The sequence below is a fragment of the Paenibacillus sp. XY044 genome (assembly GCF_002257645.1).
Taxonomy (GTDB): domain Bacteria; phylum Bacillota; class Bacilli; order Paenibacillales; family Paenibacillaceae; genus Paenibacillus_AQ.
The window spans coordinates 269,261-294,071 of the sequence record NZ_NQMO01000004.1 but is presented as its reverse complement, the minus strand read 5'-3'; the positions used below and the strand labels follow the sequence as shown (position 1 = coordinate 294,071).

Annotated in this window: 27 protein-coding genes and 1 pseudogene; 12 read left to right on the top strand and 16 right to left on the bottom strand. The window is 51.5% G+C overall.

What is annotated here, in order from left to right; all coding sequences use genetic code 11:
* Positions 1-140: 140 nt before the first annotated feature.
* Positions 141-455, bottom strand: a pseudogene (locus tag CJP46_RS18825) (hypothetical protein).
* Positions 456-587: 132 nt separating this feature from the next.
* On the opposite strand from CJP46_RS18825, the gene CJP46_RS18820 reads away from it, so the two are divergent.
* A complete protein-coding gene (locus CJP46_RS18820) occupies positions 588-1,097 on the top strand; it encodes a tetratricopeptide repeat protein (protein WP_094597164.1) in 510 nt (169 codons plus the stop codon).
* Positions 1,098-1,236: 139 nt separating this feature from the next.
* On the opposite strand, the gene CJP46_RS18815 is transcribed toward CJP46_RS18820, so the two are convergent.
* Both CJP46_RS18815 and CJP46_RS18810 read right to left on the bottom strand, forming a co-directional pair.
* Positions 1,237-1,950: a class I SAM-dependent methyltransferase gene (locus CJP46_RS18815; RefSeq protein WP_094597163.1), complete on the bottom strand. Its 714-nt coding sequence runs from the start codon at positions 1,948-1,950 to the stop codon at positions 1,237-1,239.
* A gap of 120 nt (positions 1,951-2,070) precedes the next feature.
* On the bottom strand, positions 2,071-2,970 hold the full coding sequence (locus CJP46_RS18810; RefSeq protein WP_094597162.1) for an AraC family transcriptional regulator: 900 nt from the start codon (positions 2,968-2,970) through the stop codon (positions 2,071-2,073).
* Positions 2,971-3,179: 209 nt separating this feature from the next.
* Here CJP46_RS18810 and CJP46_RS18805 point away from each other — a divergent pair, with 209 nt between their 5' ends.
* Positions 3,180-3,938, top strand: coding sequence for an SDR family oxidoreductase (locus tag CJP46_RS18805; RefSeq protein ID WP_218831040.1), 759 nt, complete (start codon positions 3,180-3,182; stop codon positions 3,936-3,938).
* A gap of 128 nt (positions 3,939-4,066) precedes the next feature.
* Positions 4,067-4,240: a hypothetical protein gene (locus CJP46_RS36575; RefSeq protein ID WP_179281220.1), complete on the top strand. Its 174-nt coding sequence runs from the start codon at positions 4,067-4,069 to the stop codon at positions 4,238-4,240.
* A 212-nt stretch (positions 4,241-4,452) separates the two neighbouring features.
* Here the strand turns inward: CJP46_RS36575 and CJP46_RS18800 are convergent, their stop codons facing one another.
* Both CJP46_RS18800 and CJP46_RS18795 read right to left on the bottom strand, forming a co-directional pair.
* Entirely contained in the window at positions 4,453-5,292 is an 840-nt protein-coding gene (locus CJP46_RS18800) for an alpha/beta fold hydrolase (RefSeq protein WP_094597161.1), read from the bottom strand.
* A 92-nt stretch (positions 5,293-5,384) separates the two neighbouring features.
* Positions 5,385-6,626 carry a YbfB/YjiJ family MFS transporter gene (locus tag CJP46_RS18795; RefSeq protein ID WP_256992417.1) on the bottom strand — a complete coding sequence of 414 codons (1,242 nt, stop codon included), beginning with the start codon at positions 6,624-6,626 and terminating at the stop codon, positions 5,385-5,387.
* A gap of 113 nt (positions 6,627-6,739) precedes the next feature.
* Between CJP46_RS18795 and CJP46_RS18790 the strand changes: the two genes are divergently transcribed.
* The 5 genes from CJP46_RS18790 to CJP46_RS18770 all read left to right on the top strand — a co-directional run bounded on the left by CJP46_RS18790 (position 6,740) and on the right by CJP46_RS18770 (position 10,815).
* Positions 6,740-7,615: a LysR family transcriptional regulator gene (locus tag CJP46_RS18790; protein ID WP_094597160.1), complete on the top strand. Its 876-nt coding sequence runs from the start codon at positions 6,740-6,742 to the stop codon at positions 7,613-7,615.
* A gap of 71 nt (positions 7,616-7,686) precedes the next feature.
* Positions 7,687-8,064 carry a hypothetical protein gene (locus tag CJP46_RS18785; RefSeq protein ID WP_094597159.1) on the top strand — a complete coding sequence of 126 codons (378 nt, stop codon included), beginning with the start codon at positions 7,687-7,689 and terminating at the stop codon, positions 8,062-8,064.
* An 18-nt stretch (positions 8,065-8,082) separates the two neighbouring features.
* Positions 8,083-9,162, top strand: a complete 1,080-nt coding sequence (locus tag CJP46_RS18780) for a sensor histidine kinase (RefSeq protein WP_094597158.1) — start codon at positions 8,083-8,085, stop codon at positions 9,160-9,162.
* 18 nt (positions 9,163-9,180) lie between these two features.
* Positions 9,181-9,786: a response regulator transcription factor gene (locus CJP46_RS18775; RefSeq protein WP_094597157.1), complete on the top strand. Its 606-nt coding sequence runs from the start codon at positions 9,181-9,183 to the stop codon at positions 9,784-9,786.
* A 234-nt stretch (positions 9,787-10,020) separates the two neighbouring features.
* Positions 10,021-10,815, top strand: coding sequence for an SDR family NAD(P)-dependent oxidoreductase (locus CJP46_RS18770; protein ID WP_094597156.1), 795 nt, complete (start codon positions 10,021-10,023; stop codon positions 10,813-10,815).
* Positions 10,816-10,854: 39 nt separating this feature from the next.
* Here the strand turns inward: CJP46_RS18770 and CJP46_RS18765 are convergent, their stop codons facing one another.
* Together CJP46_RS18765 and CJP46_RS18760 are read right to left on the bottom strand one after the other, a co-directional pair.
* Complete coding sequence (locus CJP46_RS18765; RefSeq protein WP_094597155.1) at positions 10,855-11,424, bottom strand: Uma2 family endonuclease; 570 nt, start codon at positions 11,422-11,424, stop codon at positions 10,855-10,857.
* 174 nt (positions 11,425-11,598) lie between these two features.
* The gene (locus CJP46_RS18760; RefSeq protein ID WP_094597154.1) at positions 11,599-12,390 is read right to left on the bottom strand and encodes an AraC family transcriptional regulator; all 792 of its coding nucleotides are present in this window, start codon (positions 12,388-12,390) and stop codon (positions 11,599-11,601) included.
* Between the two features lie 101 nt (positions 12,391-12,491).
* Between CJP46_RS18760 and CJP46_RS18755 the strand changes: the two genes are divergently transcribed.
* A complete protein-coding gene (locus tag CJP46_RS18755; RefSeq protein ID WP_094597153.1) occupies positions 12,492-12,941 on the top strand; it encodes an SRPBCC domain-containing protein in 450 nt (149 codons plus the stop codon).
* An 85-nt stretch (positions 12,942-13,026) separates the two neighbouring features.
* Here CJP46_RS18755 and CJP46_RS18750 read toward each other — a convergent pair whose 3' ends face one another.
* Positions 13,027-13,455, bottom strand: coding sequence for a MarR family winged helix-turn-helix transcriptional regulator (locus tag CJP46_RS18750; RefSeq protein ID WP_094597152.1), 429 nt, complete (start codon positions 13,453-13,455; stop codon positions 13,027-13,029).
* A 161-nt stretch (positions 13,456-13,616) separates the two neighbouring features.
* Here CJP46_RS18750 and CJP46_RS18745 point away from each other — a divergent pair, with 161 nt between their 5' ends.
* Positions 13,617-14,912 carry an amidohydrolase family protein gene (locus CJP46_RS18745; protein ID WP_094597151.1) on the top strand — a complete coding sequence of 432 codons (1,296 nt, stop codon included), beginning with the start codon at positions 13,617-13,619 and terminating at the stop codon, positions 14,910-14,912.
* Positions 14,913-15,027: 115 nt separating this feature from the next.
* Here CJP46_RS18745 and CJP46_RS18740 read toward each other — a convergent pair whose 3' ends face one another.
* Positions 15,028-15,495 (bottom strand): nuclear transport factor 2 family protein, encoded by a 468-nt coding sequence (locus tag CJP46_RS18740; protein WP_179281219.1) that lies wholly within the window; start codon positions 15,493-15,495, stop codon positions 15,028-15,030.
* A gap of 145 nt (positions 15,496-15,640) precedes the next feature.
* On the opposite strand from CJP46_RS18740, the gene CJP46_RS18735 reads away from it, so the two are divergent.
* Positions 15,641-16,267 carry a TetR/AcrR family transcriptional regulator gene (locus CJP46_RS18735; protein WP_179281218.1) on the top strand — a complete coding sequence of 209 codons (627 nt, stop codon included), beginning with the start codon at positions 15,641-15,643 and terminating at the stop codon, positions 16,265-16,267.
* Between the two features lie 27 nt (positions 16,268-16,294).
* Here the strand turns inward: CJP46_RS18735 and CJP46_RS18730 are convergent, their stop codons facing one another.
* The 3 genes from CJP46_RS18730 to CJP46_RS18720 all read right to left on the bottom strand — a co-directional run bounded on the left by CJP46_RS18730 (position 16,295) and on the right by CJP46_RS18720 (position 18,547).
* Positions 16,295-16,837 (bottom strand): DinB family protein, encoded by a 543-nt coding sequence (locus tag CJP46_RS18730; protein ID WP_094597148.1) that lies wholly within the window; start codon positions 16,835-16,837, stop codon positions 16,295-16,297.
* Between the two features lie 69 nt (positions 16,838-16,906).
* The gene (locus CJP46_RS18725) at positions 16,907-17,854 is read right to left on the bottom strand and encodes a helix-turn-helix transcriptional regulator (RefSeq protein WP_094597147.1); all 948 of its coding nucleotides are present in this window, start codon (positions 17,852-17,854) and stop codon (positions 16,907-16,909) included.
* A 75-nt stretch (positions 17,855-17,929) separates the two neighbouring features.
* Positions 17,930-18,547: a TetR/AcrR family transcriptional regulator gene (locus tag CJP46_RS18720; RefSeq protein WP_094597146.1), complete on the bottom strand. Its 618-nt coding sequence runs from the start codon at positions 18,545-18,547 to the stop codon at positions 17,930-17,932.
* 136 nt (positions 18,548-18,683) lie between these two features.
* Here CJP46_RS18720 and CJP46_RS18715 point away from each other — a divergent pair, with 136 nt between their 5' ends.
* Positions 18,684-19,880, top strand: coding sequence for an MFS transporter (locus CJP46_RS18715; RefSeq protein ID WP_094597380.1), 1,197 nt, complete (start codon positions 18,684-18,686; stop codon positions 19,878-19,880).
* Between the two features lie 236 nt (positions 19,881-20,116).
* Here the strand turns inward: CJP46_RS18715 and CJP46_RS18710 are convergent, their stop codons facing one another.
* The 4 genes from CJP46_RS18710 to CJP46_RS18695 form a co-directional block, all read right to left on the bottom strand.
* Complete coding sequence (locus CJP46_RS18710) at positions 20,117-21,052, bottom strand: sigma-70 family RNA polymerase sigma factor (RefSeq protein WP_094597145.1); 936 nt, start codon at positions 21,050-21,052, stop codon at positions 20,117-20,119.
* Positions 21,053-21,130: 78 nt separating this feature from the next.
* Positions 21,131-21,799 (bottom strand): FMN-dependent NADH-azoreductase, encoded by a 669-nt coding sequence (locus CJP46_RS18705; protein WP_094597144.1) that lies wholly within the window; start codon positions 21,797-21,799, stop codon positions 21,131-21,133.
* A 149-nt stretch (positions 21,800-21,948) separates the two neighbouring features.
* Positions 21,949-23,088 (bottom strand): toxic anion resistance protein, encoded by a 1,140-nt coding sequence (locus CJP46_RS18700; RefSeq protein ID WP_094597143.1) that lies wholly within the window; start codon positions 23,086-23,088, stop codon positions 21,949-21,951.
* A 27-nt stretch (positions 23,089-23,115) separates the two neighbouring features.
* The gene (locus CJP46_RS18695) at positions 23,116-24,801 is read right to left on the bottom strand and encodes a vWA domain-containing protein (RefSeq protein WP_094597142.1); all 1,686 of its coding nucleotides are present in this window, start codon (positions 24,799-24,801) and stop codon (positions 23,116-23,118) included.
* Positions 24,802-24,811 lie beyond the last annotated feature (10 nt).

Sequence of the window (24,811 nt, the reverse complement as noted above, 5' to 3'; positions counted from 1 at the left end):
TTCCTTATTGATTGTTTTCAGGCTGTATTTTACTACTATAAAACGAATTTAGATAATAGAAAATCCCCCGTGAGGGGGACGCCGGTAGAAGGAAAAGGGGAATATCGTAATTCTCATTACTTATGTGTACCCCTCCCCATCTAATTTTCAGGAACATCCGTCATTGAATAATACCGAACAGTCTTCCCGTTTCTTTCAGCATACTCAATTTCTTTTTTTGTGCTGCTCCCCAATATAACCTTCGACATCAATGACAAAGATTTCATCGGACAAATCAATTTTTTTAAATGAAGATCGCCGAGCAGTTCAGCCTGTTCTGTCGTCAATTCCATTCCTTCACTTTGCTCAAAGAACGCTAGGCTTATCACAATATTTCCCTTAAGCGTTAAATAAGCGTTGACCTGTTCAAATTGCCTTTTGAATTTAGTAGACCCGCATAAAGTAATTACTCGCATCATTTCACCTCTCTAACCCAAAGAGCAAACTTTCTATTCGTCATCATACCATTTTAACCTGCCTACAAATAGACGCCCTTCCGGCACTGTGTTAGAATTCCTTCATGTGGAAAATGATAGGAGTGAAGCAACGTGCCAAAAGACCAGCTGCAGCAACTCACTATTCTTCGTGAACAGGGACGCGCCAACCAGGATCAAGAACTTCTGGCCGATGTACGCGCCCGGCTGTTGGAGCTGCTTAACGAAGATCCGAACGATGCGCAGGTAAACTACCAGACCGGGATCGCCCATGACAATTCTGGATTGGGGAAGGAAGCGATCCCCTACTACGAACGCGCCTTGCATCTCGGCCTTTCCGGTAACGATCTGGAGCGCTGCCTGCTCGGTTTGGGGAGCACCTACCGCTACTGGGGACAATATGAGAAGTCGATCGCAACCCTGCGCAGAGGCGTCCAGGAATTCCCTGACAATCGGGCACTCCAGGTTTTTCTTGCCATGGCGCTGTACAACGGTCAGCAGTACAAAGAAAGCGCCCAACTCCTGATTACCAATCTCATGGAATCGACCGCGGACGAAAAGCTGCTTTATTTCAAGCGCGGTATTTTAGGGTATACGGAAGACTTGGACGAAACCGCCGAGTAAGCAGTTCTCCGTAAAATCTGGGGCGGTTCAGCGTCTACCCCCGTTGCTCTTATGAATCTTATACGTTAGCAGAACAGCCTGCCGGTTTATGCCGGCAGGCTGTTTCACTGCAGAAACCATGATGGTATTCTGCTTCGATTCACTTTTTAGCAGCGCAGATGAAGGACTTGGCATCTAACCCCGCCTGCTGGAATTCCCAGTCTCCGTATATATTCACCTGCTGAAAGCCTGCAGCAAGCAGATCCTGCCTGAGCGTCTCCCTCTCCCTGAAAATCAGCGTGTCGTCTTCGCTCTGAACCTCACGGGTATCCAGATTTTGATAAAAAGTATCGTACGTCACCAGAGGCAGATGGACCGAAGTCGTTTCATGCCAAGTTCTGATGTTCGCCTTCGTTGCCGGATCCACGACTTCACTGAGAGAGTGTTCCTTGGTCCAGCGTTCCCAGGCGCGTGCGAGGGGATTTCTGGTATCGAACAGAAGATATCCTCCCGGCCTCAAGGACTGAAAAATGTTATGCAGTGTGGCTGTCCATTCCGCGTCCGTCACAAAAACCTGCGCCACGTTGGACGTCATCATCACCACATTAAAGCGGTCCGGCTCCAGATTTTCGGACGTTCCAATCACCCATAACACGGAGTTGCCCGTATCTTTCTGCTTGGCGATCCGAATCGATGCTTCGTCGGGATCCAGGCCGGTCACGTCATAACCTTTACCCGCCATATGCAGCGTCAGCCTTCCGGTTCCGCAGCCTAAATCGGCTATCCTGTGGGGCTTGATCCGCTCGATTATACGCATGAAAAACGTGTCGTCCTTCCCCCATCGGTTCTGTTGATCATAAATCGATTCGAACATCGAAGTCACCCTCTCGCTTCACTTTCCCGAATTTCATTATATTGATCATAATTTATTTGCCTTTCAGGGTGATAGGGAAAGAAATAATATAGCTGTTTAGTATCGAAATGATCCCGTCCTTTATCCTTCCCCCAGCGAATCGCGCAGGTGCTGAACATCGCTCATCGGCGGGCGTCCGAATAGACGGGCGTATTCCCTGCTGAATTGGGAGGGGCTCCCGTAGCCGACCTGAAAGCCGGCCGTTGCGGCATCCAAGCCTTCCGTAAGCAGAAGCCGTCGTGCCGTTTGCAGGCGGATCATTTTCTGATACTGCAGCGGGCTCATCGCCGTTACCCGTTTGAATTGCTTGTGAAAGGTCGTCGGGCTCATGTTGACCCGGGTTGCCAACTCTTCCATCACCAGTGGCTGTGCGTAATTTTCGTTGATTTGATGAATGGCGCTTGATATGCCCTGGGCATAGCTTCCGATCACGGCAAACTGCCTGATGGCCGCTCCCTGCTCGCCCTGCAGAACCCGATAAAATATTTCCCGGATGACGAGCGGTGCCAGCATGTCGATATCGGCGGGTGTATCTAACAGATGGACGAGACGCAGCATCGCATCCAGCAAGGGAGGAGTGGACGGATGGACCAGAATGCCCCGCCCTTCCCCTTTACCCCTTTCCTTTGGAGGCGGGCTGGACTTCTTGTTGATATCCACAAGGACATCCGGATTGAGCGTCAATGCCAGGCTTAAATAAGGCGTTTCCGGCGAAGCCTCGATAATTTTCCCGATCACCGGCAGATGGACGGAAGTCACCATATACGTACCTGGATCAAGCAGGAAGCTGTCTCCGGCCAACGCAGCTGTTTTGGATCCCTGGACAATGATGTACAGCGAGGGCATGTTGATCGTATGCGTCGGTTCTGATTCCCGGGACGCACGCCGGAAGCACAGCTCGGGAATCGCCGTAGAATGCACCCCGTCCACCGGCACATGACGTGCAATTTGCCGGGCTAATTCAGAGACTTGTGGGTTCAAGGCTTGATTACAGCTCCTTTTCGTTTAACTTGGTTAATCTATTATAAACCAGGACCGGACAGGAATAGGCAAGGATCCCGCAAGAATGGCCTACAGGGTTCCGACTGATTTTTCTTATCATGGAATTATATAGATTGAACTAAAGTTTTGCATTTCTTTAGTTCATTCTATCTAGCAAGGCAAATATTCGATGAAAGAAGGATTCGGTTATGAATTTGAACGATACAACGATGTCAGGAATCAAAGGCAAAGTGATTGCCATTACAGGCGCAAGCGGTGGAATTGGCGAAGCAGCGGCCGTGCGGCTTGCCGAGCGTGGAGCAACGCTTGTTCTTGGGGCCCGCCGTAAGGATCAGCTCCAGGACATCGTGGCGCGGATCGAAAGCAGCGGCGGAGAGGCCGTATATGCAAGCATAGATGTAACAAACAAAGAAGACCTGTCCCTTCTGGTCCAACTGGCCTGCGAACGATATGGAAAACTGGACGTCCTCATCAACAATGCAGGTATCGGACCGATCTCGCCGCTGGATGAACTGCGCGTGGAAGACTGGGAAGCGACTATCGACGTCAACACGAAGGGCGTATTATACGGCATCGCCGCAGCGCTGCCTATTTTCCGCAAGCAGAACTTCGGGCATTTTGTAAATATCGCGTCTACTGCTGGACTGAAGACCGTTGCGAACCAGGCGGTTTATTCCGGCTCCAAGTTTGCCGTTCGCGCCATCTCCGAAGGGCTCCGGCAGGAGGCTGGCGATCGCATACGCGTAACGGTCATTTCCCCGGGTGTTGTGCAGACGAACTTTATCGACGGAATACCCAATCAGGAAGTGAAGGATCGGCTGACAGCGGTTAGAGACGGGCTGGGTTTGCCGCCGGATGCCGTTGCACGCGCGATCGCTTTCGCGATTGAGCAGCCGGCCGATGTGGATATTAACGAAATCGTCATCCGTCCTACGGCACAGGTGTAAAGAATAAAGGTCTTCGTTTAACAAATCAATCAGCGATTTAGAAGGCAGCTCCCTGATGCATAGATACAGGCTGTAAGTTGCATCCTAACGATACATGGATTTCTATATAAGGGAGGCACCCATACGATATGGAAAAGGATAACCACCCCGCCAAAGAAGACGAAGCAAAGGATCAGGCTGCAAAAGCAAACCACAACAAGGTTTCGGACGCCCAAGACACCGAATTCGCCGGAGAACTCAGCAGCAGTGACGTCCGTTCCGCCTTTAAAAATCCCGTTACCGGCGAAGAACGCTTGTATTAAATCCGCTACGAGACTTCATTTAGCGGAAGTTTTTTCTTGCGATATAAGGATGCCGAGTTTCCGAAGCTAACACTTTCTAATATCTATAAAAAGGTTAATCTTAATGAGCAAGAACCGCTCCCTAAGATTAACCTTTTGTATTTGGATGCCAGCCCCACGGCTGCATTTACAGTGGGATCACGGTTACTGCCTCTATTAGGAAAACCTCTGTTTCACCCTTCTTCCCGCTGGGCTGATCGGATGGCATCGGGAGCGGCGAGAAAGTCAATCACCGCTTGAGCATAACCATCTAAATCATCGGAGTGGACACCGTGACCGCATTGTTCGAAAACGATGAGCTTCGTGCCCGGCCTTCTTGCTTCCATGCGTCTCGCCTGATCGGTATCCAGGATGAAGCTCTTTCCGCCATGAATCAGAAGGATCGGGCAGCTCGAGCCTAACCAGTCATCCCACCATACCCCGTTGGATTGGGGGACGGATACCTGCAGCCCCTTCAGATCCGTTCGGAAGCCCCAGCCTTGTTCATCCTCCAGCACGCTCTCGGCAAAATAGTCGATGGCCCGGAGGCCTGCACCAGCAAGCGATTCTCTCAGCTCCTTCAAGGAAGGGGAGCGGAACGGGAGCTTGCCGGCAAATGAAAAATCCGCGTTAATCTCCGCGCCGATATCCTCCACGATCAGAGCCGTCACGCATTCGGGATAACGGGCCGCGAATTGATACGCATTTAATCCACCCAAAGAATGCCCCAAAATTGTAACCGGCTGTCCCCCAAGCTCCGACTGAACCAGATTCCAAATATCGTTTACGTAATCTTCCCTGGCGTACTCCTGCCCTGGGGAATGGTCGCTCCATCCATGTCCCCGCTGATCCATTGCAATCACCCGCCAACCCTTGAATCGGACCGCCAGCTCCGAGAATGTTCTTGCATTGGCCATGTACCCATGCAGCAATACCAGCACCCGCTTGCTGTCTCCGCCAAAATCAAGGTAGGACAGCCGGAGATTGCCCGATTTGAAATATTTTCTTTGTGCCAATAGAGTTTGTGCTGCCATCGTATGATTCCTCCCCTTATCATAAAAAAGCTTTTCCCGAATCTCTTCAAACCTCTAATACATCAGGTCGCGTCATTCTTCACCATGTTGATTCAGGCGCCGAGATGCAGGTCACGCGTCTTCGGTTTCCGTTGTTTTCGTCCGTATAGTGCAGCCAACCCCGCGGATATTCCCATAAAAATCGCGCTCGACGCTACGCCGAATTGCAAACCGTACTGCTGCACTCCTACCCCGCCGACGATAGGCCCTATAATCTGTCCAGCCGCAAAAAAGGCAGTGGCGATGCTGAGACAGGCCGCATAGGCGTGCTGAGGAACGTGGCGCCGAAGCAGCGAAGTCGTCATCAGCGGCGGGGTTATAAAAGAAACAAGTCCGATCGTCACCGCACCCAGTGCAGTTAAAAACAGATCGCCGGTTGTTACGCCAAGTACGCCTATGGTTCCCAAAGACACCCCTGCCGCCAGCGTAAACCCGCTCGGCCACCGGTCGATGGCCCTGCCGCCGATCCATCCGTTAAATAAGCCCGCTAAGCCGATGCCGGACCAGATCAGCCCGGCATAGAGGGACGGTATGCCCTTGCTTACCAGATAAGGAATCAAATACGTGAAGTAAATAATGTATCCCGCGCCAAAGAAAAAATAAGAACCGATTAAGAACAAGAGCTTTTCGGGGCTAAATAGAAGCCGGTATACGTTGACACGTTCTTGATCCGGCGTTTTCATATCCGCCTGTGAAGATAACTTTCCCAATCTCCGCTTGTTGGTGACAACCGTGAAACCGAACGCCGCCGCGATGCCGAATGCGCCCATAGCTGCCCAAGCGTACCGCCATCCCTGCAAGTAGGACGGGTCGATCGTAAGCGGAGCGGATAATCCCGTCACTAGAATGCCTGCAGAACCGCCCAGCCAAATCAGGCCAGAAGCCACCCCCTGCTCAGCCGGTCGAACGGCGTCCATCGCAATGGACAAAACGAGCACCGTGGCGATGGCCGATAGAAATCCTATGGCGAAACGCCATAGACCGAGTGGGGTGTAATGATCGCTAAATGCCGAGCCGATCATAGCAAACCCAAGCAAAAAACACGTCGTTCGATTGATGGCATGCTTGCGGTCCGGAAACCGTGAGATCAAGGGAGGCAGGCACAAGGTCCCCGCCAAATAACCGATAAAGTTGACCGTCCCCAAGATACCCAGTTGACTGTAGCTTCCCCCGAGTTCCCGCTGGATTCCCGGCAGAAACATGCCGTAAGAGAGCCGGGAAAAACCGAGGATCACGACAAATAACAGCGATGCCCACAAGGTGATCCGGTTCCATGCCGATTTATGGCTCATCATTCGCTTTTCCTTCCAATTGATTTGTTGAGACCAGTTTAAAATAGCATCATTATTTTGTAAAATTGAATTATATGAATGAATCATTTAATTTTATTAAACCAAGGAGGATAAATATGGATTTGCGAGCCTTAAAAACGTTCGAAGCCTGCGTACGTCTCGGCCACTTCCAGAAGGCTGCCGAGGAACTTCAATATGCTCCCTCGACGGTAACTCTTCAGATCCAGCGCCTTGAAGCCGATCTGGGTGTTTCTTTATTTGTTCGGGATGGCAAACGAGTGATCGTCACCGAGGCAGGCCGATGGCTCCATCAGGAGGCCGCGGCTTTGTTGAAATCCGTTCAATCCATAAGGCAGACCGTCTCCGAAATCGCTATGGGAGAAGGCGGGACCGTTCGTTTTGCCGCGATCGAGCCCATCGCAAGCCAAAGGTTAGCGCCGGTCGTCGCCGACTTCTGCAGGCTGCATCCGAAAGTGCAGTTAAGTATGGAAGTGAGCGGCAGCCAATCGATCGCGGAGAGGGTTCGGTCCGGCGAATTGGACTTCGGCATATGCTCGGCTCCACCCGCAAACCTCATGCTGGATTTTGAACCGCTGTTCGAGGATCATTTGGGGGTCATGATGCGTGCGGACCATCCGCTCGCCAAGCGGGATGACATTGCAGTAAGCGACCTGGCGGGGCTGACGGTTCTGGTCAAGGAACCGACTTGTATCTATCGGAAGCTGTGGGAGAGGACGGTCCGCCAAACGGAGCCCCATCCTTTTTCTTGCATGGAGGTAGGCAGTTTTTTTGTCATTCAGCAAATGCTTAAAGGAGCATCCAGTGTCGGGATCGTTCCGATGTACAGCGGTCTGGAAATGGAGGGCTCCTTGGTCATCCGTCCCTTCGCCGACATCCATCCTACCGTTCCACTAGGGATCGCTTATAAAGATCAACATGTTTTGGGCAAAGCGACGTTATTATTAATGGACGCCATCAGAACAAAGAGATGACATTTATAACTACATGGCAAAAAATTCCGATGATACGATGGGAGTGTGATCAAAGGAAAGCAGGTGAAGAAATGAAAAGTATTTTAAAGGTGGGCTTGGGCGTAGGAATTGTCACAGGGGTAGCGTGTTCGATGTTGTACTATATCTTGTGCGCCGTTCTGGATCTCCGCTTTGCCCTGTTGAACCCCGTTTCCATTATGGTAATGTCGGTGGCAGTCAACATCATAGGAGCGGCGATTTATAATAAGCTTCTGCATACAACTACCAGACCTAGAATTTATTATGGTATGATAACCGTCGGAGCGGCACTTCTGCTGTCGCTATTTGACTGGGCTTACCCACCTGAACCCGATATTGCAGGCGTGGCGAATACGCTGCATGCATTGGTAGCCGCACTGTCGATTGCGTGGGTCCCGGTTTGGATCCGTAAGAGACGCTATCCTAATTAAAAACGGCGGGAATGTGATATGAATCGTATGGCAACGAAATGGCTGACCTTCGCGCCATTGTTTCTACCGGCAGTCTACTTATTTTTCACACCGTTTCCACAGGCATGGCTTGATATAGGTCTGTTTTTGCTGCTTGCCTTCTTTTATTGGAGGGGCATGCTTTGGCCAAAGCACCGGGAAATGAAAATCGTTATTCAACTGGTTATCGTATCATTCTTCATCTTCCTTCATACCCCTTGGCATATGTGCTTCGGTTTTTACCCGGCCATTACGATGTCGCAGCTTGCTTCGTATCGCCGCATTTCCTGGATGGTCGGTTCGATGATCGGCTGTTTTGCCGCAGCGGTTACCCTGTCCGCCTACCTGGCAACCGAACCTCTGAGGTTCGAATGGCTCCCCATCTCCATCGCATTCATTGCCGTACCCTATGTGGCCAAAATGTACCATGTCTCTTGCGAAGTACACGCAAAGCTTTCTGAAGCCCACGCTGAAATCATTAAGATCGGGGAGCGGGAGCGAATCGCCAGAGATTTGCATGATACGCTGGGCCAGACGTTGTCCATGATTACCGTTAAGAGCGAGCTGGCGGAGCGGTTAATCGAGCCCAGCCCCGATCAGGCCGTGATGGAAGTCCGAGATGTCCAGCGTATATCCAGAATGACTCTGCTGCAGATCCGGGAACTGGTCAATGATATGCAGTCCATCGATATCCGGGAGGAGCTTCGCCGGGCCGAGCAAATGCTGGTGACAGCCGGCATTGAAGCCGAAACGTCCATGCGGATGGACGCGGACAGGATGATGCCCATCGAACGGAATATTCTTGGCATGTGCCTGCGGGAATGTATAACTAATGTCGTCAAGCACAGCGGGGCCGGGAAATGTTCCATTCAAATCCTTGAAGACAAGGAGCAGTATGTACTGCTCGTGTGCGATAACGGGATCGGCATCACCAAAGGGCCTCTGCAGGCGCGTCAATATGGAGCGGGGTTGTTAGGGATGAAAGAGAGATTATCGTTAATCCAAGGAACACTGGAGCTGAATACGGATCAGGAGAATCGAACGAAAGTGACGATAGCCATACCTCATCACCGAATGTAAGACCAAGGAGGAAGACGGATGAAGATCGTCATTGCAGAAGATCAAGGGATGTTAAGAGGCGCTATCAGCCGGCTGCTCGGCATGGAGCCGGACATCGAAATCGTCGGGGAAGCGGATACCGGCGAGCAGGCTTTGGAGCTGATCCGGAAGCAGTCGCCGGACATTGCTGTACTGGATATTGAAATGCCGTCACTAAGCGGACTTGATGTCGCTGAAGCGCTCAAGGCTGAGGGCAGCGCATGCCGCGTCGCAATCGTGACGACCTTTGCGAAGATCGGATATTACCAGCGTGCGGTCCAAGCCGGCGCGATGGGCTATTTGCTGAAAGATGCTCCGGTCTCGGAGCTTGCGGTATCCTTGCGCAAAATCCACCAAGGCACCCGTGTATTCAGTCCCCACCTCACCTTTGCCATGAGCAAGGAAATGAACCCGCTAACAGAGCGGGAATCGGAACTTCTGTCTTACCTAAAGGACGGTTACTCCGTGAGCGAAATCAGCAAGCTGCTGTATTTGTCGCCAGGTACGATCCGTAACTACATTTCGGAGATCCTGCAGAAGCTCGAAGCGAAAAATCGAATCGACGCCGTTGCCATTGCCCTGAGCAAAGGCTGGATTTTGAATTAACGTTGGTTCACGTTACCAGATCCGACAGGGTCTGAAGGGTTCTGAAGCCAATCCTTTCTTATTTCTTTTAAAAGGTTAATCTTATAGCGCGGAAGGCGCTCTTTGAGATTAGCCTTTTGTATTTGGATGCCCTCCCCATGCCTGCGTTAACTTGTTTGCCCCAAAAATCTTTGCTATTATTTAGATGTCTAAATATTAATGATCTTAATAAAAAAAGGTGGGTGTTTATTTAACATGGCAAGAGTAAATGGAAAGGTCGCCCTTGTTACGGGTGGAGCCTCGGGAATTGGGCTCTCCTCTGCAATGCTGTTGGCTAAAGAGGGAGCTAAAGTCGTGATTGCGGATTTCAATGTAGAAGGAGCGCAGCAGGCAGCCGCTGAGATTAACGCGCGAGGCGGAGAAGCATACGGCCTGTTCCTCGATGCAGGCGACGAGAGCTCGATCAGGGAAGCTGTCGAGTTTACCGTCAAGCAGTACGGCACGATTACGGTGCTGTTTAATAACGTAGGCTTAACGAATCTTCAGAAGGATTTGGATGTCGTGAACATGGATCTTTTGGAGTGGGATCGGCTCATGAACGTCAATCTGAAAAGCGTGCTGCTCGGCAGCCGGTTCGCTATCCCCCATATGATCGAGGCAGGCGGCGGATCCATCATCAATACGGCATCCATGGCAGGTTTTACGGGGGATTCCATCCGTTCGGCATATGGTGCATCCAAAGCCGCAGTCGTGAATCTTACGAGATATATCGCAGCCCAATACGGCGCCTCTAACATCCGCTGCAATGCAGTTGCGCCTGGCTTAATTCTTACTCCTGCGGCTAAAAACAATATGCCGCCGCAAGTGCTGGACATTTTCGCCAAGTACAACAAGCTCCCGTATCATGGGGAACCGGACGATATCGGTTACACTGTTCTGTTCCTGGCTTCGGATGAATCGAAATTCATTACCGGGCAGACCATCCAGGTCGAAGGCGGACATTATATCGCGAATCCAAGCATTCCTGATTTTGCCGAATTCATGCAATAACTTATAAAACGCCGGTCAAGACAACGTCTTGCCGGCGCTTTACGTTTGCAGACTGAACAGCCTGCTCAATGATATTTCAAAATCTTTAAATAAAATGGATTTAACGGTATCCTGTTCGGTATACAGCTCTCGGACTTGGTACAAACCATCCTGCAACGCATAAACGTGAACAGTACGATTTCCTGGATCAGCGATCCAGTACTCTTGGACACCGAATTTCTGATATAAGTTAAATTTCTCGTTAAAATCTTTTAACGCAGTAGAGGGTGACAATACTTCGACGATCAGCGTTGGAGCGCCTTGGCAGCCGTTTTTAACAATTTGATCTTTCGAGCAAACAACGGACAAATCAGGTTGTACAATATGATCCGGCATAATATATTGGTCACTTTCGCTAAAAAACACATCAAACGGAGCGACAAATACATAGCAATCACGATTTTGAAGGTAGGTCCTTAGTGCAAAGTGCAGCTCTCCAACAATGAACTGATGAAGGGAAGTGGGAGCCGGCGACATATTGTACGCTTTGCCATTGATTAATTCCCATGTCCCATCCCAAGTTAACCATTCTTGATAGGTGTACATTTTTTTCTCATCACGAGTAGACATTCAAGCTCAACCTCCTTTTCACTTTTGATAACCGCTAGCCGTACTTAAATTATAACATGTTTTTAAACCACTGCCTGAAAGCCTTCCTGCAAGTCACGACTGATGTTTCCAGCATAACCACAAGGCTAGGGTTCCAATCCATAGAACTTATATGGTCTTTATGTGCTGCATACCTTAGTGCCCCCGCCGGTAAGCATGAGGGGATGCTCCTACGATCGCCTTAAAATCTTTGCTGAAATGAGCCTGGTCGAAATAACCGAGCTCCAAGGCCACCGTCGCGATATCGGCCCCATTTTCAATCGCCTCGCTGGCTTCGTGCATGCGGTATCGTTGAATGACCCATTTGGGGCTTACCCCTAAGTACTGCTTAAACATGCGCTGCAGCGTGCGTTTGGATACATTGAACCGGTTCTCCAACAAATCTACAGTCGTTATCGTACGATCCTCCATGATCGCGCCGATGATCGTGTTCAACTCGTCCACTTTGTCATCAGGCTCCGGAATGGAACTGCACAGCAGTCTTTCGATATGGTCAACTCTCTCTTCCAGGCCGTTCGATTCAAATATCCCCTTCTCTGCCGTTTCCGCATCAAACGGAAAAAACTTGGAGATATCCATCTTGCGGTCCACCAGTTCCGACATGGACTCTGAAATATAACCGTGAAAGGCACCGGGCCGATAAAGAATTCCCGCAATAAGCCCCTTCCCCTGCAGGGTATAGGCGGCTTTCCTGCTTTCGATTCCACAGACGTACGAGCTTCCTTGTTCAAAAATGATGTTGACCCCGGGATGCTGCAGAACTTCTTGTGTATACGGCGGCTGATCCTCCAAGTACCATTCGACAAACCAGTAATGCTGAATCAAATGCCGGAGCCGTGCTGAAGGCAGATGACGTGTAATTTTGACGCTCGTTTGTGCCGGATCAAAATGCAAAATCCCTCGGTTGGGGTTAACCTGATGTCGCATCGAATTCCCCCTATTGGCGCGTTTTTACAAGAAACCTAAGAAAGGGCATGATACGTTACATGTATACAACGTAAGTATACTTGTTTCAAGGAGGAATCGAAATGCATTTGGAGTACACTTTCTACATTGGAGCCAACCCTGAAGAAGTCTGGGACGTGCTGTTTAACCCCGAGAAATCGTCCCGCGCTTTCATGGGAGGCGTCATCCAATCAAGTCTGCAAGTCGGCGACCCGATCCGGTTCGTCGGCCCTGGGCCTGACGGGGAAAATACGCTGCACATTTACGGTGAAATCCTGGCATACGAGAAATACCGGGCACTCAGCTACACCGACCATCCCGGTCCCTCCCATTTCGCCGAACATGAGACGATGCAGAGCCGGGTAACGATTCGGCTGGAGAAGATGGGATCCTGCACCAAGCTCCACCTGATCAATGATCAATGGTCCGACAGCAACCCTTTGTATCTGAAAACCGAGAAGTTCTGGTGGATGATTCTAAGCAATATCAAGTCCATAGCCGAGACTGGCAGTACCCTCGATTTCGGTTTTTGAACGCGCATCCAGCACCAAAAGACGATCACCCGTAAAAGGGGATGATCGTCTTTTTTGGCTATCCGCTTCGTTCTCCGCAAACGGATTACAAGCGTTCATTAATTTTGACCAGCAATCCCTTCAACACTTGCTTTTCCTCTTCGGTCAGAGTCTGAACGATTTCGTCCTCCACCTTCTGAAAGGAGTCGTGAAAGGCATCAATCAATTCAACGGCCTTTGGCAAAACATAGATATTTTTCTGCCGTTCATTATTGGCCGGAATTTTCCGCTCAATGTATCCCTTTTTCTCGAGGCCTTGAAGCATGCTTGTAATGCTGGCCCCCTGCAAATGAAACCGATCGGCTAAATCCCTTTGAATGATATCTTTATCTTGGTTTTTATGAATATAATCAAGGACTTTGCCTTGCTGTGCGTTTAATCCCAGCTCTTTAATGCTTTCATCCGCTTTTTTCTTCAACTTCAGGCCGATAATCTGAAACAAGTCCAGATAAAGCGTATCCTTGCGAGATTTCATAATCGTTCCTCCTCGAAATGTTAGGAGACTAACTTTTAATATTTAAACTATACGGCGATTCCATAGGCTTGTCAATTTAAATATTAGTTTATTGACTGTTAGTAAACTAACTGTTATACTTCGAATTGTTTTCAAGCACACATCCAAGGAGGAATAACGAAATGAAGAATACGTTAGAAAAGGTTACAGCCATTATAAATGCACGGATTTTCGATGGGGAACAAGTTATTGATGCAAGGAATGTGCTCATTCAGGGAGAGACCATCATTGCCGTGGGCAGTGACGTTCCGGAAGATGCAGCCATCGTGGATGCGAGCCATGCGACATTATTGCCTGGTTTGATTGATGCCCATGTTCACACTTCCATTGGAGGATTACGGGATGCTGTAAAATTCGGCGTGACGACCGAACTCGAAATGAACGGAGATTTTACGGAAAGGGGACGAGCGATTCAGCTGAAAAATGTGGATAACGCAGCCGATGTCCGGTCTGCCGGAACCGCGATTACCGCTCCGGGCGGTCATCCGGATGAGCTGCTGCCCGATGGGGACGAGATCCCCGAGTTTGTGCTAAAGGAATTGGAGAAGTTATCGAAGGAAGACCGGGAAGCTATGCTGGCGGCTTACGCTCACGATCACGAAGAAGTGCCCCAAGTGACGACGGTGGAAGAAGCGATCAAACATGTGCGTACCCAAGTGGAGAATGGCGCGGACTATATTAAAATCATGATTGAAGAAGGCACGGTTATGGGTGCCCCCGGCCTGCCTGTTCTAAGCGACGAAATTCTTAAAGCAGCCGTGGAAGAAGCCCACAAGTTCGATAAAATCGTCATCGCCCACGTCCTGACTGCTCGTACTTCGCAGACCGCCATCGCTCTTGGAGTCGACGGATTGGGCCACCTGTTTATCGACAGACCTGAACTCACGCCCGATTTGGTCCAATCCATTGCCGATTCTGGCGCATTTGTGACGCCGTGCCTCGTATTGAACTCGTCCATTCTCGGAAATCCGGCATCCGATTTAGCCAATGATCCGCGGGTGCATTCCAAATTAAGCCCGGAATGGATCGATATTTTGAACTCCAGCTTCAATACTTTCCCGCAAGGCGATATAGAGAACAGTTTTAAAAACGTGATGGACCTTCATCGGGCCGGAGTGGACATTCTGGTTGGAACGGATGTCTCCCCTGTTCCCGTTCCGAATCTCGGCGGCCTTGCGCATGGTGCCAGCGTCCATCATGAAATGCAGCTGCTCGTTCAGGCCGGGTTCACTCCGATCGAAGCGCTTCAGTCCGCCACCTCGAAACCGGCCCGCCGGTTCGGGCTTCACGATCGCGGACGGATTGCCGCAGGTTCGCGCGCTGACCTTATTCTGGTGAATGGCGACCCGACAAGCCATATCTCGGATACCTTGTCGATCGAAGCCGTGTGGCTCAGAGGCGTGCAGCAACAAAGTTAATCAGGGGTTCATTGTCTAAGCCTTCAGCAAAAAAGAAGCTTTTCCCGGTATGGGAAAAGCTTCTTTGCCTAAATGAAGAGTACTAGGCCTGTTGCTGGGCTGCACAGCTTTGTGCTCAATTCGATGACGCATGGTCCGTAAGCGCCTGGAATAACTGTGGCAGTCTGTCAAACGCCTCCGCCCCGTCGATCGGGTTGGAGTAATCACGGGAGGATAGGATCTGTCCGTCCCGAACCCTGACCACCATAATATACGAAAAGGTGAACGAGCGGCCGGTCCCTGTCACATGACCGTGAACATTCCATTCGGCAACGACGACCTCCGGATCCCGGGTCTCGTGCAGAGCAAGTAACTCGGCCTTATCAAACCGTCTCATTCCGGCGACGCTCTTAAATCGTTCGCGGAGCAGCTCCCTTCCTTCCGTCCGTCTGGGAACCCCAGGGGGAGCAAACGGAATTTCGATAACCACATCGGGAGCATATAAATCTGCAAGTTCATCCCATGCATTGTCAGCCGTAGCCCGTATAAACCGTTCGATGATTTCGCGCGGACTGGCGCCGTTTGAATGTGTCTCTTCTGTCAAGCCGACCACCTCACTTCATGAATTAGAATCATTCATCCACATAAACGGAGAACATTCTCCGTTTATCATTATACGGAGAACACTCTCCGTTTGTCAACGATTCGCCCATTGTGTAATATGGATTCAAGCGAGGTGTTATCCCAAAATGTCAAAACAGAACATAACGGCTGGTAACGGTGGCGATACCGATTCCATCTTTACTCTGTCCTCTGCCAAAGCACTGCGTGCCGACGCCAAACGAAATCGGGATAAACTGCTCGATGTCGCGCACAGGCTCTTTACTGCCCAAGGCATCACCGTCTCCATGGATGAAATCGCCCGACACGCCGGGGTTGGCGTAGGCACCGCGTATCGGCACTTCCCGACCAAGGAGGAATTGTTTGGGGCGGTGATGGTCAACTATAAGGCGCGGCTTGTTGAGGAAGCAAAAAAATGGCTCCGCCACGGGGATCCGGGCGAAGCGTTCTTCAGCTATTTTAGAATCGTGATCCGTGAAGCAGTAGCCAATAAGGCGATAACCGACGCCCTTGTGGGCAGCGGTTTGGACAAGGACCCCGCGCTCAAGGAAGTTGTGGGAGACTTTTGGAGCGTGCTCGACAAACTGCTTACCCGTGCCCAACACAACGGATCCGTCCGGCCTGACGCCAGCGTTGGGGACATCCGGGCCCTGCTTGTCGGTATTTTGCAAGCACACAGCGAGAGCGCGCCATTTCCCGAGCGCATCGTGTCGATTATATGCGACGGTTTACGGGGCAAATACCCCCCCGGGTAGCTGGATGCAGCCGGCGGCGTAAACGGATTAAACCAAGCTTAATTCGCTTTTTAACCGATCCAGCTGCAAAAAGTGATGCCGATAATGCATTTCGACCAGCAAAAACCACTCTTTGGCGCTTAACGGTCCAAGACGCGGGTGGGGGATCTTGTTTTGCTCAGGTGCCTGGCTCACAGCGGGCTCCATCCGTTTCATCCGCTCCACTACGCCCCGGAGTCCTTCGATGAGCTGCTCCTTGCTCTCCGGCTGCTGCGGGGTGTATTGCGGCGAGGCCGGGACGCGAACCCGGACAGGCGGAAAGCTTCCAAGCTCGAACACCGTCCTGCCGATCTCGGACTTGTCCTCCGTCGTGGCGAGCGCCGCTCCGCTTCCCGCAAGGCAATGGTCGACTTGCTGCAGTTGCATGAACTGCGCTGATTGAATCAAATGCAGATACATCTGCCCGATCGACCATTCTTCCTCGTTCGTTTTACTAAGCAGCTGGTCCATACTAAGGCCCTCCAGCTCGGTCAAATACCGGTCCACCGCTGTCTCAAAGTCTTGCTGCGCTTCCGCTGTGCGTTTCAACATGGGAACAACTCCTTTTAAATGATCTTGGGTATACTCCCAATATAAAAAACCGCTCCTGACAACAGCGTGTCAGTAGCGGTTCCATATTTTTTCGGCCTCAGCCTGAATTCGGCGGCGGAAAGATTCCGGCTCCAGCACGACAACCTCCCCGCCCCATCCAAGGATAAAGGGGAGCAGCTCCTCCGGCTGACGCACGCGAAAGGTAACCCACAGTCCGTCCTCCCGCTCCTCCGTCTCTTCCATATAAAAATGCGCAGTCTCGGCGATTTTGTCCGCGATATTCGGATTCGCCCGAACCACCACCCGTACGTTACGATCGTCAGGCGGCTGGTAACGGTTCAAATCAAATCCGGGCGGCATGGCAAAGCCCTCCTCGAGCATGGCAAGCTCCGTCATCCGCGACAATCGGAAATGGCGGATATCCTGCCGCAGGTCGCAGTACGCGATCAACGTCCAATTCCCTTGAACGAGCGACAGTCCATATGGGGCCGCCTCCCTTATATTCATCCGGCTCCCGTCCGTTTCCGCGAATTTCTTCAAATACGCAAACCTGATTTTGCGGCGCTCCAGAATCGCACGCCGAATTTGTCCGAGGTAGTCCTTTTCCTTCCGGCCGGTGACCGGTTCGCCTGCTTGCAAAAGGCGCATCGTGTCCCGTACGCGCGTCGACTCAGCGCGTACCGGATCCGGCAGAACCGCTTCAATTTTGCGCTTGGCTGCTTTCGCCACCGGGCTGTAATCCACATCCAGCCTTTGCTCAATAAAGTCCGCTCCCATCAGCAGGGCCACGGCCTCTTCCGCCGTAAAGCTGACCGGCGGCAGGAAATACCCTTCCATCAGCGAATATCCATGCCCGGGAGCCCCGGCAATCGGAACTCCCGCTTCGCTCAGGGCTTGAATATCGCGGTAAATCGTCCGGACGCTCGTTTCGAACTGGGCCGCCAAATCTTCCGCTCTGACCAGCTTTCTTCGCTGCAGCTCCAGCGTTATGGCGAGCTGCCGTTCCGTTTTGTTCATATTCTCTCCCCCGCTGTTTTTGTCAGACTGCCTGTCTTATCGCAGTAATGGCTGTACCGAACCGCTCGCTTGTGCTTAATTCTCCTTCTTGCCGGCGAGCGTATCCCAGACACTCATCAATAGGGTGATGGCTGCGTCAATCTGTTCGAAAGGGATGCCGTCCCTCGCCTGCGTCGAAATGCCAAGGAGAAACGTGTCAAACAAGGTCACCAGCATGGGAACATCCACCGTATGGGGCAGCTCACCCTTCGCAATTGCCCGTTCGATGCAATCCTTAATCCCACCCCGGTTCTTCTCCCGCTCCTTGGCCAGCATTTCTTGGATGTGCTGATTATCGGGAGAACAGCTAATGCCGGATAATACCAATAAGCAGCCCAGTGGATGGGTGCTTTCGGTTTGCATGCGCGCCGTGCGGCGCAGCCCTTGTTCGATGGCGGCCTTTGGTGCCAACCGTTGATCATGAAAACTTTCCATCACTCGTCCATAAGTGGAGTTGTACCGGTCCACCGTCTCGCGGAACAGCGCTTCCTTCGATTCAAACGCCGCGTAAAAACTTGCGGCGGATATATTCCCCATCGCTGTGCGCAGCTCAGCCAGCGAAGTGGATTCAAAGCCGTGCTCCCAGAACAGAAGCATCGCGGCAAGTACAGCCTCATCACGATTAAAGGCTCGGGGGCGTCCCGTCCGTGGCATACGATAACCTCCTTAATGACTTATATACTAATCGATCCAGAAGTCCTTGACAAGTCGGCAGGACTGAACTTAATATATGGAATGATTGATCCATAAGTCATTTTACCATTCGAAGGAGGTCACTCACTTGTCCCATATGTCATCATCCACGGGAGTGGTAGAGCCGGAAGCCGTCCCTGCCAGGCTTCCCTGGCTTGCACTGCTGGCGCTTGCCATGACCGGATTTATTTGTATTCTCACGGAGACGATTCCAGCCGGACTGCTGCCGCACATCGTGGACGGGCTGAATATTTCCAAAGGGATGGCCGGTCAGCTCGTCACCCTGTATGCCGTCGGCTCGCTTGTCGCGGCCATTCCATTCGCCATGTTTACCGCCGGGATTAGGCGGCGTCCGCTGCTGCTCGCCATTATTGCCGGATTTTTGGTTTTCAACACCATTACCGCCTTGTCGAGCAGCTATGCGCTAACCCTTATTGCCCGTTTTTTTGCCGGCGTAGCCGCCGGTGCGGCATGGGGCATGATCGCCGGGTACGCGCGGCGCATGGTACAAGATGCCTTAAAAGGCCGTGCCTTGGCTGTCGCGATGATAGGGACGCCGATTGCTCTTACCTTCGGCGTACCGGCCGGTACCTTACTCGGCGACCTGATCGGCTGGCGGGCCGTATTCGGACTCATGTCTCTTCTAACCCTCATCCTTATGGTTTGGGTGCTCTGGAAGGTCCCGGATTATCCCGGGCAGCAGGCCGGTGAGCGCATGACGATCGGTCAAGCGTTTGTACTGCCCGGCATCCGTCCGATTCTCATGGTGGTGCTCACCTGGATGTTGGCCCATAACATTCTATATACGTATATCGCACCGTTTCTCGAGCGTTCCGGGCTGGGAAACCGCGTTGATCTGGTCCTGCTGGTCTTTGGGCTCGCTGCGATTGTCTCCATCTGGATTACCGGTTTGCTCATCGACCGCTTGCTGCGCCCGTTGACGCTGCTCAGCTTGCTTGGTTTTGCCCTTGTTTCGGCTGCTTTATGGGTAGGCGGCACATCAGTACCGGTCGTCTATGCCGCCGTCGCCTTATGGGGGCTTACCTTTGGCGGTGCGGCAACGCTGCTGCAGACCGCCCAAGCGAATGCAAGCGGTGAGGAAGGCGTGGATATCGTGATGCCCATCAATACGACCGTATGGAATCTGGCCATCGCCGGTGGGGGCATCGTCGGCGGGGCTTTGCTCGAGCTAACCGGCGTCCAATCGTTTCCGGCAGTTCTGCTGATTCTGCTGCTGATCGCCTTGATCATCGCTTGGAGCGCGAAGAGGCACGGCTTTCCCGGAAAACGATAATCGTCTTTAGCCCTGGCAGACAAACCATTATCCGCTTGCACAATCGAGACAAAAAAAAGGACAGCTGCGATCGCTCTGCAGCTGTCCTTTTGTTGCCTATTTCTCGTTGGCGGTCAGATGTCTTGACCGAAAATTCAAAGCCGCCCCTGATCCTGGAGTGGCTTCCATTCTTCCCGATCCTATTCTCTTTGTTCCACCGTTACATGCTTTTGGATTAACTCTTCGATGTTGATCCCTTACAAGGTCACATGCCGCAGTTTATCCGGATTCGTCACCATAAACATACGGACAGGCCGCGATTCGCTGTCAAACTGGAAGGACAGCACCGCAAAGAGCTCGTCGCCCCGGTTCAACCGCAGGCCGGGCAGCCCGTTGACGTCGATCAGCAGCTGATCCTCCGGCTTGATATTTCCCGGGGCAATCCCTTGGAGAAAGGCCAGGATGCGATGGCTGCCGATAATCGGGAAGATCGCCGAGCGAACCTTGCCGCCGCCATCCGTATACAACCGGGCATCATCCGCAAGCATGCCGACAAATTCCCTGAAATCGCCGGAATTCGCAGCTGCCATAAAGGCGCGGGATAGCAGCTCCGCATGCTTGGCCTGGTCGGAAGTGACGCGATTGCTTTCTACAGGCACTGCAATCGGCTGCTCGGCGGCCGCTTTCTCCTCCCGTCCTGGAATCGGCGCGGTGTTGACCTTCTGCTTCGCCCGGCTGTACAGCTTCCGGCAGTTCGCATCGCTTTTGTCCAACAGCTCAGCGATGTCCCGGTAATCGTAATCGAGGGTTTCCCGGAGGATGAAGACGGCTCTCTCCACTGGCGACAGCTGTTCCAGAAGGACGAGAAGCGCATAGGATACCGATTCGGCTTGAATCGCTGCAGTTTCGGGAGTTTGACCCGCATCAGCCGTTTCCGGTTCCGGAAGCCACGGGCCGGTATACACTTCGCGTGTTTTGCGGGCCGACTTCAACACATTGATGCTCCGGTTGGTAACCATTTTAAGCAAATAGGCCTTCATGTTTAAAATATGATCGGTCTGCATCGTTTCCAGCTCGGCAAAAATGTCCTGCACAATGTCCTCGGCGTCCGTGAGTGACCCCAGCATTCGGTAGGCGATGCTGCTCAGCAGCGGCTTATACTCTACATATAAACTGGATGTATCTGTTGTCATCTTCCCATCTCCGTCCCCGCTCTTTTCCGCTTATTGTAACATAGCCGACATGAATCTGGGGCTAGCCCTCACGATGAATTACTTGCTCCCTGCCTGATTGGACACTTGCATTCCCAGCTGTCCCAAAGAGGCAGCCGCTGATTCGGCTTCTTGAAATGCCTTAGCCAGCACCTCATCCCTCTTCAAGGCGTGATTCCCCTGGGCCCGGATGATTTGATAGTCGACGCCCATAAAGTTAAACATCGCCTTCAAATAACGATGGGAGAACTCGACTTCCGTGTACCAATCCTGGTTCGTATAAATTGCGTCGCTTGCCTGAATGACGAGCACGTTCCGGCCGTCTTTCAGCAGACCGACCGATCCAGTGTTCGTATAGGCGAAGGTCTCTTTGGCGATCAGAATGTTATCCATATAGTCTTTGAGCTTCGAAGGAATATTAAAGTTATGCAGCGGCATGGCGATGACGTACCTTTTGGCGCTCTTGAACTGCCGAAGGATATCCGACATCCGGGAAGTGAGCCGCTGTTCTTCCTCCGTTAAACGCTCGTTTCTTTGCATTTTTTCCTGTGCGCTGAAAAATATTCGATCGAGGCAAGGCACATATTCCGAATATAAATCAATTTGTTCGATAGGTCCCTCCGGATTTAGGCTTCGATAAGTTTCTATAAAGTGCCGGAGCACGGTCAAGCTTACGGATGAATCGTCCTCCACTTTCGGATGCGCATTAATGACAAGCAGCTTTTCCATACATTCTATCTCTCCCTCCTGGTTTCAACACTCCTAAAGACAATTCACGATTTGATTTTGTGACATAATGGAGAAATTATTCAAAAAAAAGCAGCCGGTCTCAAAACCGGCTGACTTTCGTTTTATTATAGACTTTCCATAAAAGCCAATCACAAACCCAGTGCTTTCCCTTTTTCCAGACGCTGAATGTGCTTCTCCCCATCATCGGATAAGGCCCGGAACTGATCGATCGTCTCCCGCATCTTAGGGAGCGCAGCCTGTTTGTAAGAGCTGATCGCTTCAAAGGCGGAGATCGCATCGGAGAAAGCCTGCTTAAGCGTATCGACGGACACGCTGGTTTCGATTGCCTGCTTCTGAATCGCCACGCCTTGATCCTTTAGCATCCGGGATGTTCCGGCAATGATATTGTTCGTCGTCTGATTCAGAAGCTCGATTTTCTTAAGCACAATGCCTTGGTTGTAAAGCGCACTGGCTACGGTAACCGCGATTTTCAGCGCCGAGATCGTGACGGTTTTGGCCCGGTCCACGCCCCGGATCAGTTCCCGATTGTTGCGAATGACCACTTCGTAAGCCATAATGCCCTGCTGGTTGACCACCAGCATCTGCTGGAGATCCATCACGCGCTGCCGCATCGGAAAGAGGACTTCCTCCGTAATAAAACGGATCTTGTCCGGGTCTTCTCCCCTTTGCTTGGCTGTTTCGATTTGCCCCTCGATGGATTCGTCCATCAGCATCCCCAGCTGGATTTCTTTCTTCAGTGTCTTGGTTAGCTCCCGGATCGATTGCTGCTCCAGCTCCAGCGTCGTATTGTCGTTCTTCAGCGTCGTTTTCCCTTTATCGAGGGATACGACAATGTCGGCAATGACGTCGTCCGCTTTCTCAAACTTCAAAAAGTATGCACGAAGCGGGTTGAACAGCTTGCCGATGAATCCCTTTTTGGCAAAGTCAACCAGACTGGGGTCCAAATCCTTCAGCTGCGTGTGCAATTCCGTCAGCCCTTTGGCAACGGCGCCCCCTTCGTCCCCGCCTTTCGAAAGATTGCCGACAGACACCTGCAGCAAGTTGTTTTTCTCCGAAGAAAGCTTCATCGTATCCAGCCCGAAACCGTCGATCGATTGCAAAATCTCCTTGCGTTTATCCAGCGACTCCACATCCAGCTCCATAATGGAAGCCACATTGGAATCGGCGATTTCTTTCAGCTTCGCTACCTCTTCCGGTACCGGCTTTACTTGCTCCTCAATAACAGCCTGGATCTGTTCCCTACTAGAGACGCTCATCGAAAATGCCATATTTCATCCTCCCCCTTTAGCTAATTCTTACATTTGAACGTTGAACAGGTTTCCGATCTTGTACACGACATCATCGGTGTCCGCATTGATGCTGGCGGCTTCATTAATGCTGGAGATGCTTTGCAGAGCCTTAATGTTGGCGTTATAACCAACGGTATAAATCGGAACTTTATAGTTCTCGATCAGCCCTTTAATATCGCTGAGAGAGTTCCCTTTGTTCGTTTCACCGTCGCTTAGAACGAATATAACGGGCTTCATGTTCGGATCGGCTGCAAGCTGGTCCTGCAGCATCTTGAGTGCGACCACGATGCCATCAAACGTCGCGGTCTGGCCGCTGGCCTGGAGGCTGTTCACCGCTCCCACGAACATTGACTGCTGATTGACGTCATATTTCCCGATCGGGAGCTGGATGGTCACGTCGTCGGAATAAGACACCATGCCGATGCTGTTGTCTTTGCCCAAATATTTTTGGCCTTTGATCAGCGATTCCTTCAGGCGGTTCAGCGGTTCGCCATCCATGCTGCCTGACGTATCCGCCACAAATACGGCGACAATCGGCTTGCTTCCGTTCTTCTTCTCTTTCCATACTTTCTGGGCGGATGTCAGCAGTTTCCCGTCAATCGGGGCCATCTCGGATTTGTAATCCTCAAGACCGTTGAAACCTTTGTCTTTCGCTGCTTTAGCGTACTTATCCTGAGTTACGAATTCTGCGAACTTTTTCAGAATGGCCAGCTTCTCCGGCGAAGTATCTCCAAGCGCGTAGAGCGGACTGTCGTGACGCACGCCAAAAGGAGTGAAGACATAGCCGCTCTTCAGATCAGGTGCGTTGACGTATGTCTGGTACTCCAAAATGAATCCTTCGAGGGAGCCCGATGTGGCCGCATCCCGCATTTGGATCGTCGTTGAGGCAATGAAAGGTACGTTCGCTTGGAATTTCTCGAACCCTTGAACCGCTTTATCGCTTAAAATATTGGAACTGTCGAACGTATTCAGTGAAGTCACCAGAAAATTCAGACCGGTCGAACTGGCGAAGGGATCCGTATAACCCATGACAAGCTCGTTGCTTGCGATCGCATCCGTTACCGTTTTGACATTGATGGAACCGTACTTTTCGACGAGTGCATCGTATTTGGACTTTTTGATGACGATCCCGGGAACGTTGCCCACGAGGCGCTTAGACACCAATTGGGTTTTGACCCCGCTTGACTTAACCATTTCTCCCCATAATTCGTTGGAAGGCGTAAAGGCATCCGGTACGTATTTGCCGGACATGATATAATCCGCTGCCGTGCCGGAGGCGATGTTGCGGACCTGGACCGATACGGGAGTGCCGTTTACAGCCACATTCGCTTTATTGAATTCCGTCGCCGCCTCCGTGAGCCAGCCGTCCACGCCTGTTCCCGACTTCTCGGTCGATGAGAAGATCTCGACATAATGATCATTCGTGTTCGGCACTGTAATCGGAAATTTACTGATATCCGGAAGCGATGAAGCGACATCCACCGGGTCCAGATCAATTTGTCCTTTCACGGGTGTTGCCGTTTCGGGTGAAATTTTCGAATACAGTTTATCCAGCCGCTTGCCAGCGTCTTCTGCGGTCACCTGGTCCTTCGACTTCCCGAGATTCGAGGTTACCGTAATTCCTCCATATACAAGTGCAAATACAAAAATCAATACGATCACTGAAGTCAGAATAAACCTGCCCTTCTTCACATGAACACCT

What these genes read in the sequence shown, in the direction of transcription:
- CJP46_RS18775 (WP_094597157.1), top strand. Translation starts at nt 9,181, where the DNA reads ATGAAGATCGTCATTGCAGAAGATCAAGGGATGTTAAGAGGCGCTATC.
- CJP46_RS18770 (WP_094597156.1), top strand. Translation starts at nt 10,021, where the DNA reads ATGGCAAGAGTAAATGGAAAGGTCGCCCTTGTTACGGGTGGAGCCTCG.
- CJP46_RS18750 (WP_094597152.1), bottom strand. Translation starts at nt 13,455, where the DNA reads ATGAAATCTCGCAAGGATACGCTTTATCTGGACTTGTTTCAGATTATC.
- CJP46_RS18715 (WP_094597380.1), top strand. Translation starts at nt 18,684, where the DNA reads ATGTCATCATCCACGGGAGTGGTAGAGCCGGAAGCCGTCCCTGCCAGG.
- CJP46_RS18785 (WP_094597159.1), top strand. Translation starts at nt 7,687, where the DNA reads ATGAAAAGTATTTTAAAGGTGGGCTTGGGCGTAGGAATTGTCACAGGG.
- CJP46_RS18700 (WP_094597143.1), bottom strand. Translation starts at nt 23,088, where the DNA reads ATGGCATTTTCGATGAGCGTCTCTAGTAGGGAACAGATCCAGGCTGTT.
- CJP46_RS18780 (WP_094597158.1), top strand. Translation starts at nt 8,083, where the DNA reads ATGAATCGTATGGCAACGAAATGGCTGACCTTCGCGCCATTGTTTCTA.
- CJP46_RS18745 (WP_094597151.1), top strand. Translation starts at nt 13,617, where the DNA reads ATGAAGAATACGTTAGAAAAGGTTACAGCCATTATAAATGCACGGATT.
- CJP46_RS18725 (WP_094597147.1), bottom strand. Translation starts at nt 17,854, where the DNA reads ATGAACAAAACGGAACGGCAGCTCGCCATAACGCTGGAGCTGCAGCGA.
- CJP46_RS36575 (WP_179281220.1), top strand. Translation starts at nt 4,067, where the DNA reads ATGGAAAAGGATAACCACCCCGCCAAAGAAGACGAAGCAAAGGATCAG.
- CJP46_RS18720 (WP_094597146.1), bottom strand. Translation starts at nt 18,547, where the DNA reads ATGCCACGGACGGGACGCCCCCGAGCCTTTAATCGTGATGAGGCTGTA.
- CJP46_RS18730 (WP_094597148.1), bottom strand. Translation starts at nt 16,837, where the DNA reads ATGTTGAAACGCACAGCGGAAGCGCAGCAAGACTTTGAGACAGCGGTG.
- CJP46_RS18710 (WP_094597145.1), bottom strand. Translation starts at nt 21,052, where the DNA reads ATGACAACAGATACATCCAGTTTATATGTAGAGTATAAGCCGCTGCTG.
- CJP46_RS18790 (WP_094597160.1), top strand. Translation starts at nt 6,740, where the DNA reads ATGGATTTGCGAGCCTTAAAAACGTTCGAAGCCTGCGTACGTCTCGGC.
- CJP46_RS18815 (WP_094597163.1), bottom strand. Translation starts at nt 1,950, where the DNA reads ATGTTCGAATCGATTTATGATCAACAGAACCGATGGGGGAAGGACGAC.
- CJP46_RS18755 (WP_094597153.1), top strand. Translation starts at nt 12,492, where the DNA reads ATGCATTTGGAGTACACTTTCTACATTGGAGCCAACCCTGAAGAAGTC.
- CJP46_RS18735 (WP_179281218.1), top strand. Translation starts at nt 15,641, where the DNA reads ATGTCAAAACAGAACATAACGGCTGGTAACGGTGGCGATACCGATTCC.
- CJP46_RS18765 (WP_094597155.1), bottom strand. Translation starts at nt 11,424, where the DNA reads ATGTCTACTCGTGATGAGAAAAAAATGTACACCTATCAAGAATGGTTA.
- CJP46_RS18795 (WP_256992417.1), bottom strand. Translation starts at nt 6,626, where the DNA reads ATGATGAGCCATAAATCGGCATGGAACCGGATCACCTTGTGGGCATCG.
- CJP46_RS18805 (WP_218831040.1), top strand. Translation starts at nt 3,180, where the DNA reads ATGAATTTGAACGATACAACGATGTCAGGAATCAAAGGCAAAGTGATT.
- CJP46_RS18705 (WP_094597144.1), bottom strand. Translation starts at nt 21,799, where the DNA reads ATGGAAAAGCTGCTTGTCATTAATGCGCATCCGAAAGTGGAGGACGAT.
- CJP46_RS18760 (WP_094597154.1), bottom strand. Translation starts at nt 12,390, where the DNA reads ATGCGACATCAGGTTAACCCCAACCGAGGGATTTTGCATTTTGATCCG.
- CJP46_RS18800 (WP_094597161.1), bottom strand. Translation starts at nt 5,292, where the DNA reads ATGGCAGCACAAACTCTATTGGCACAAAGAAAATATTTCAAATCGGGC.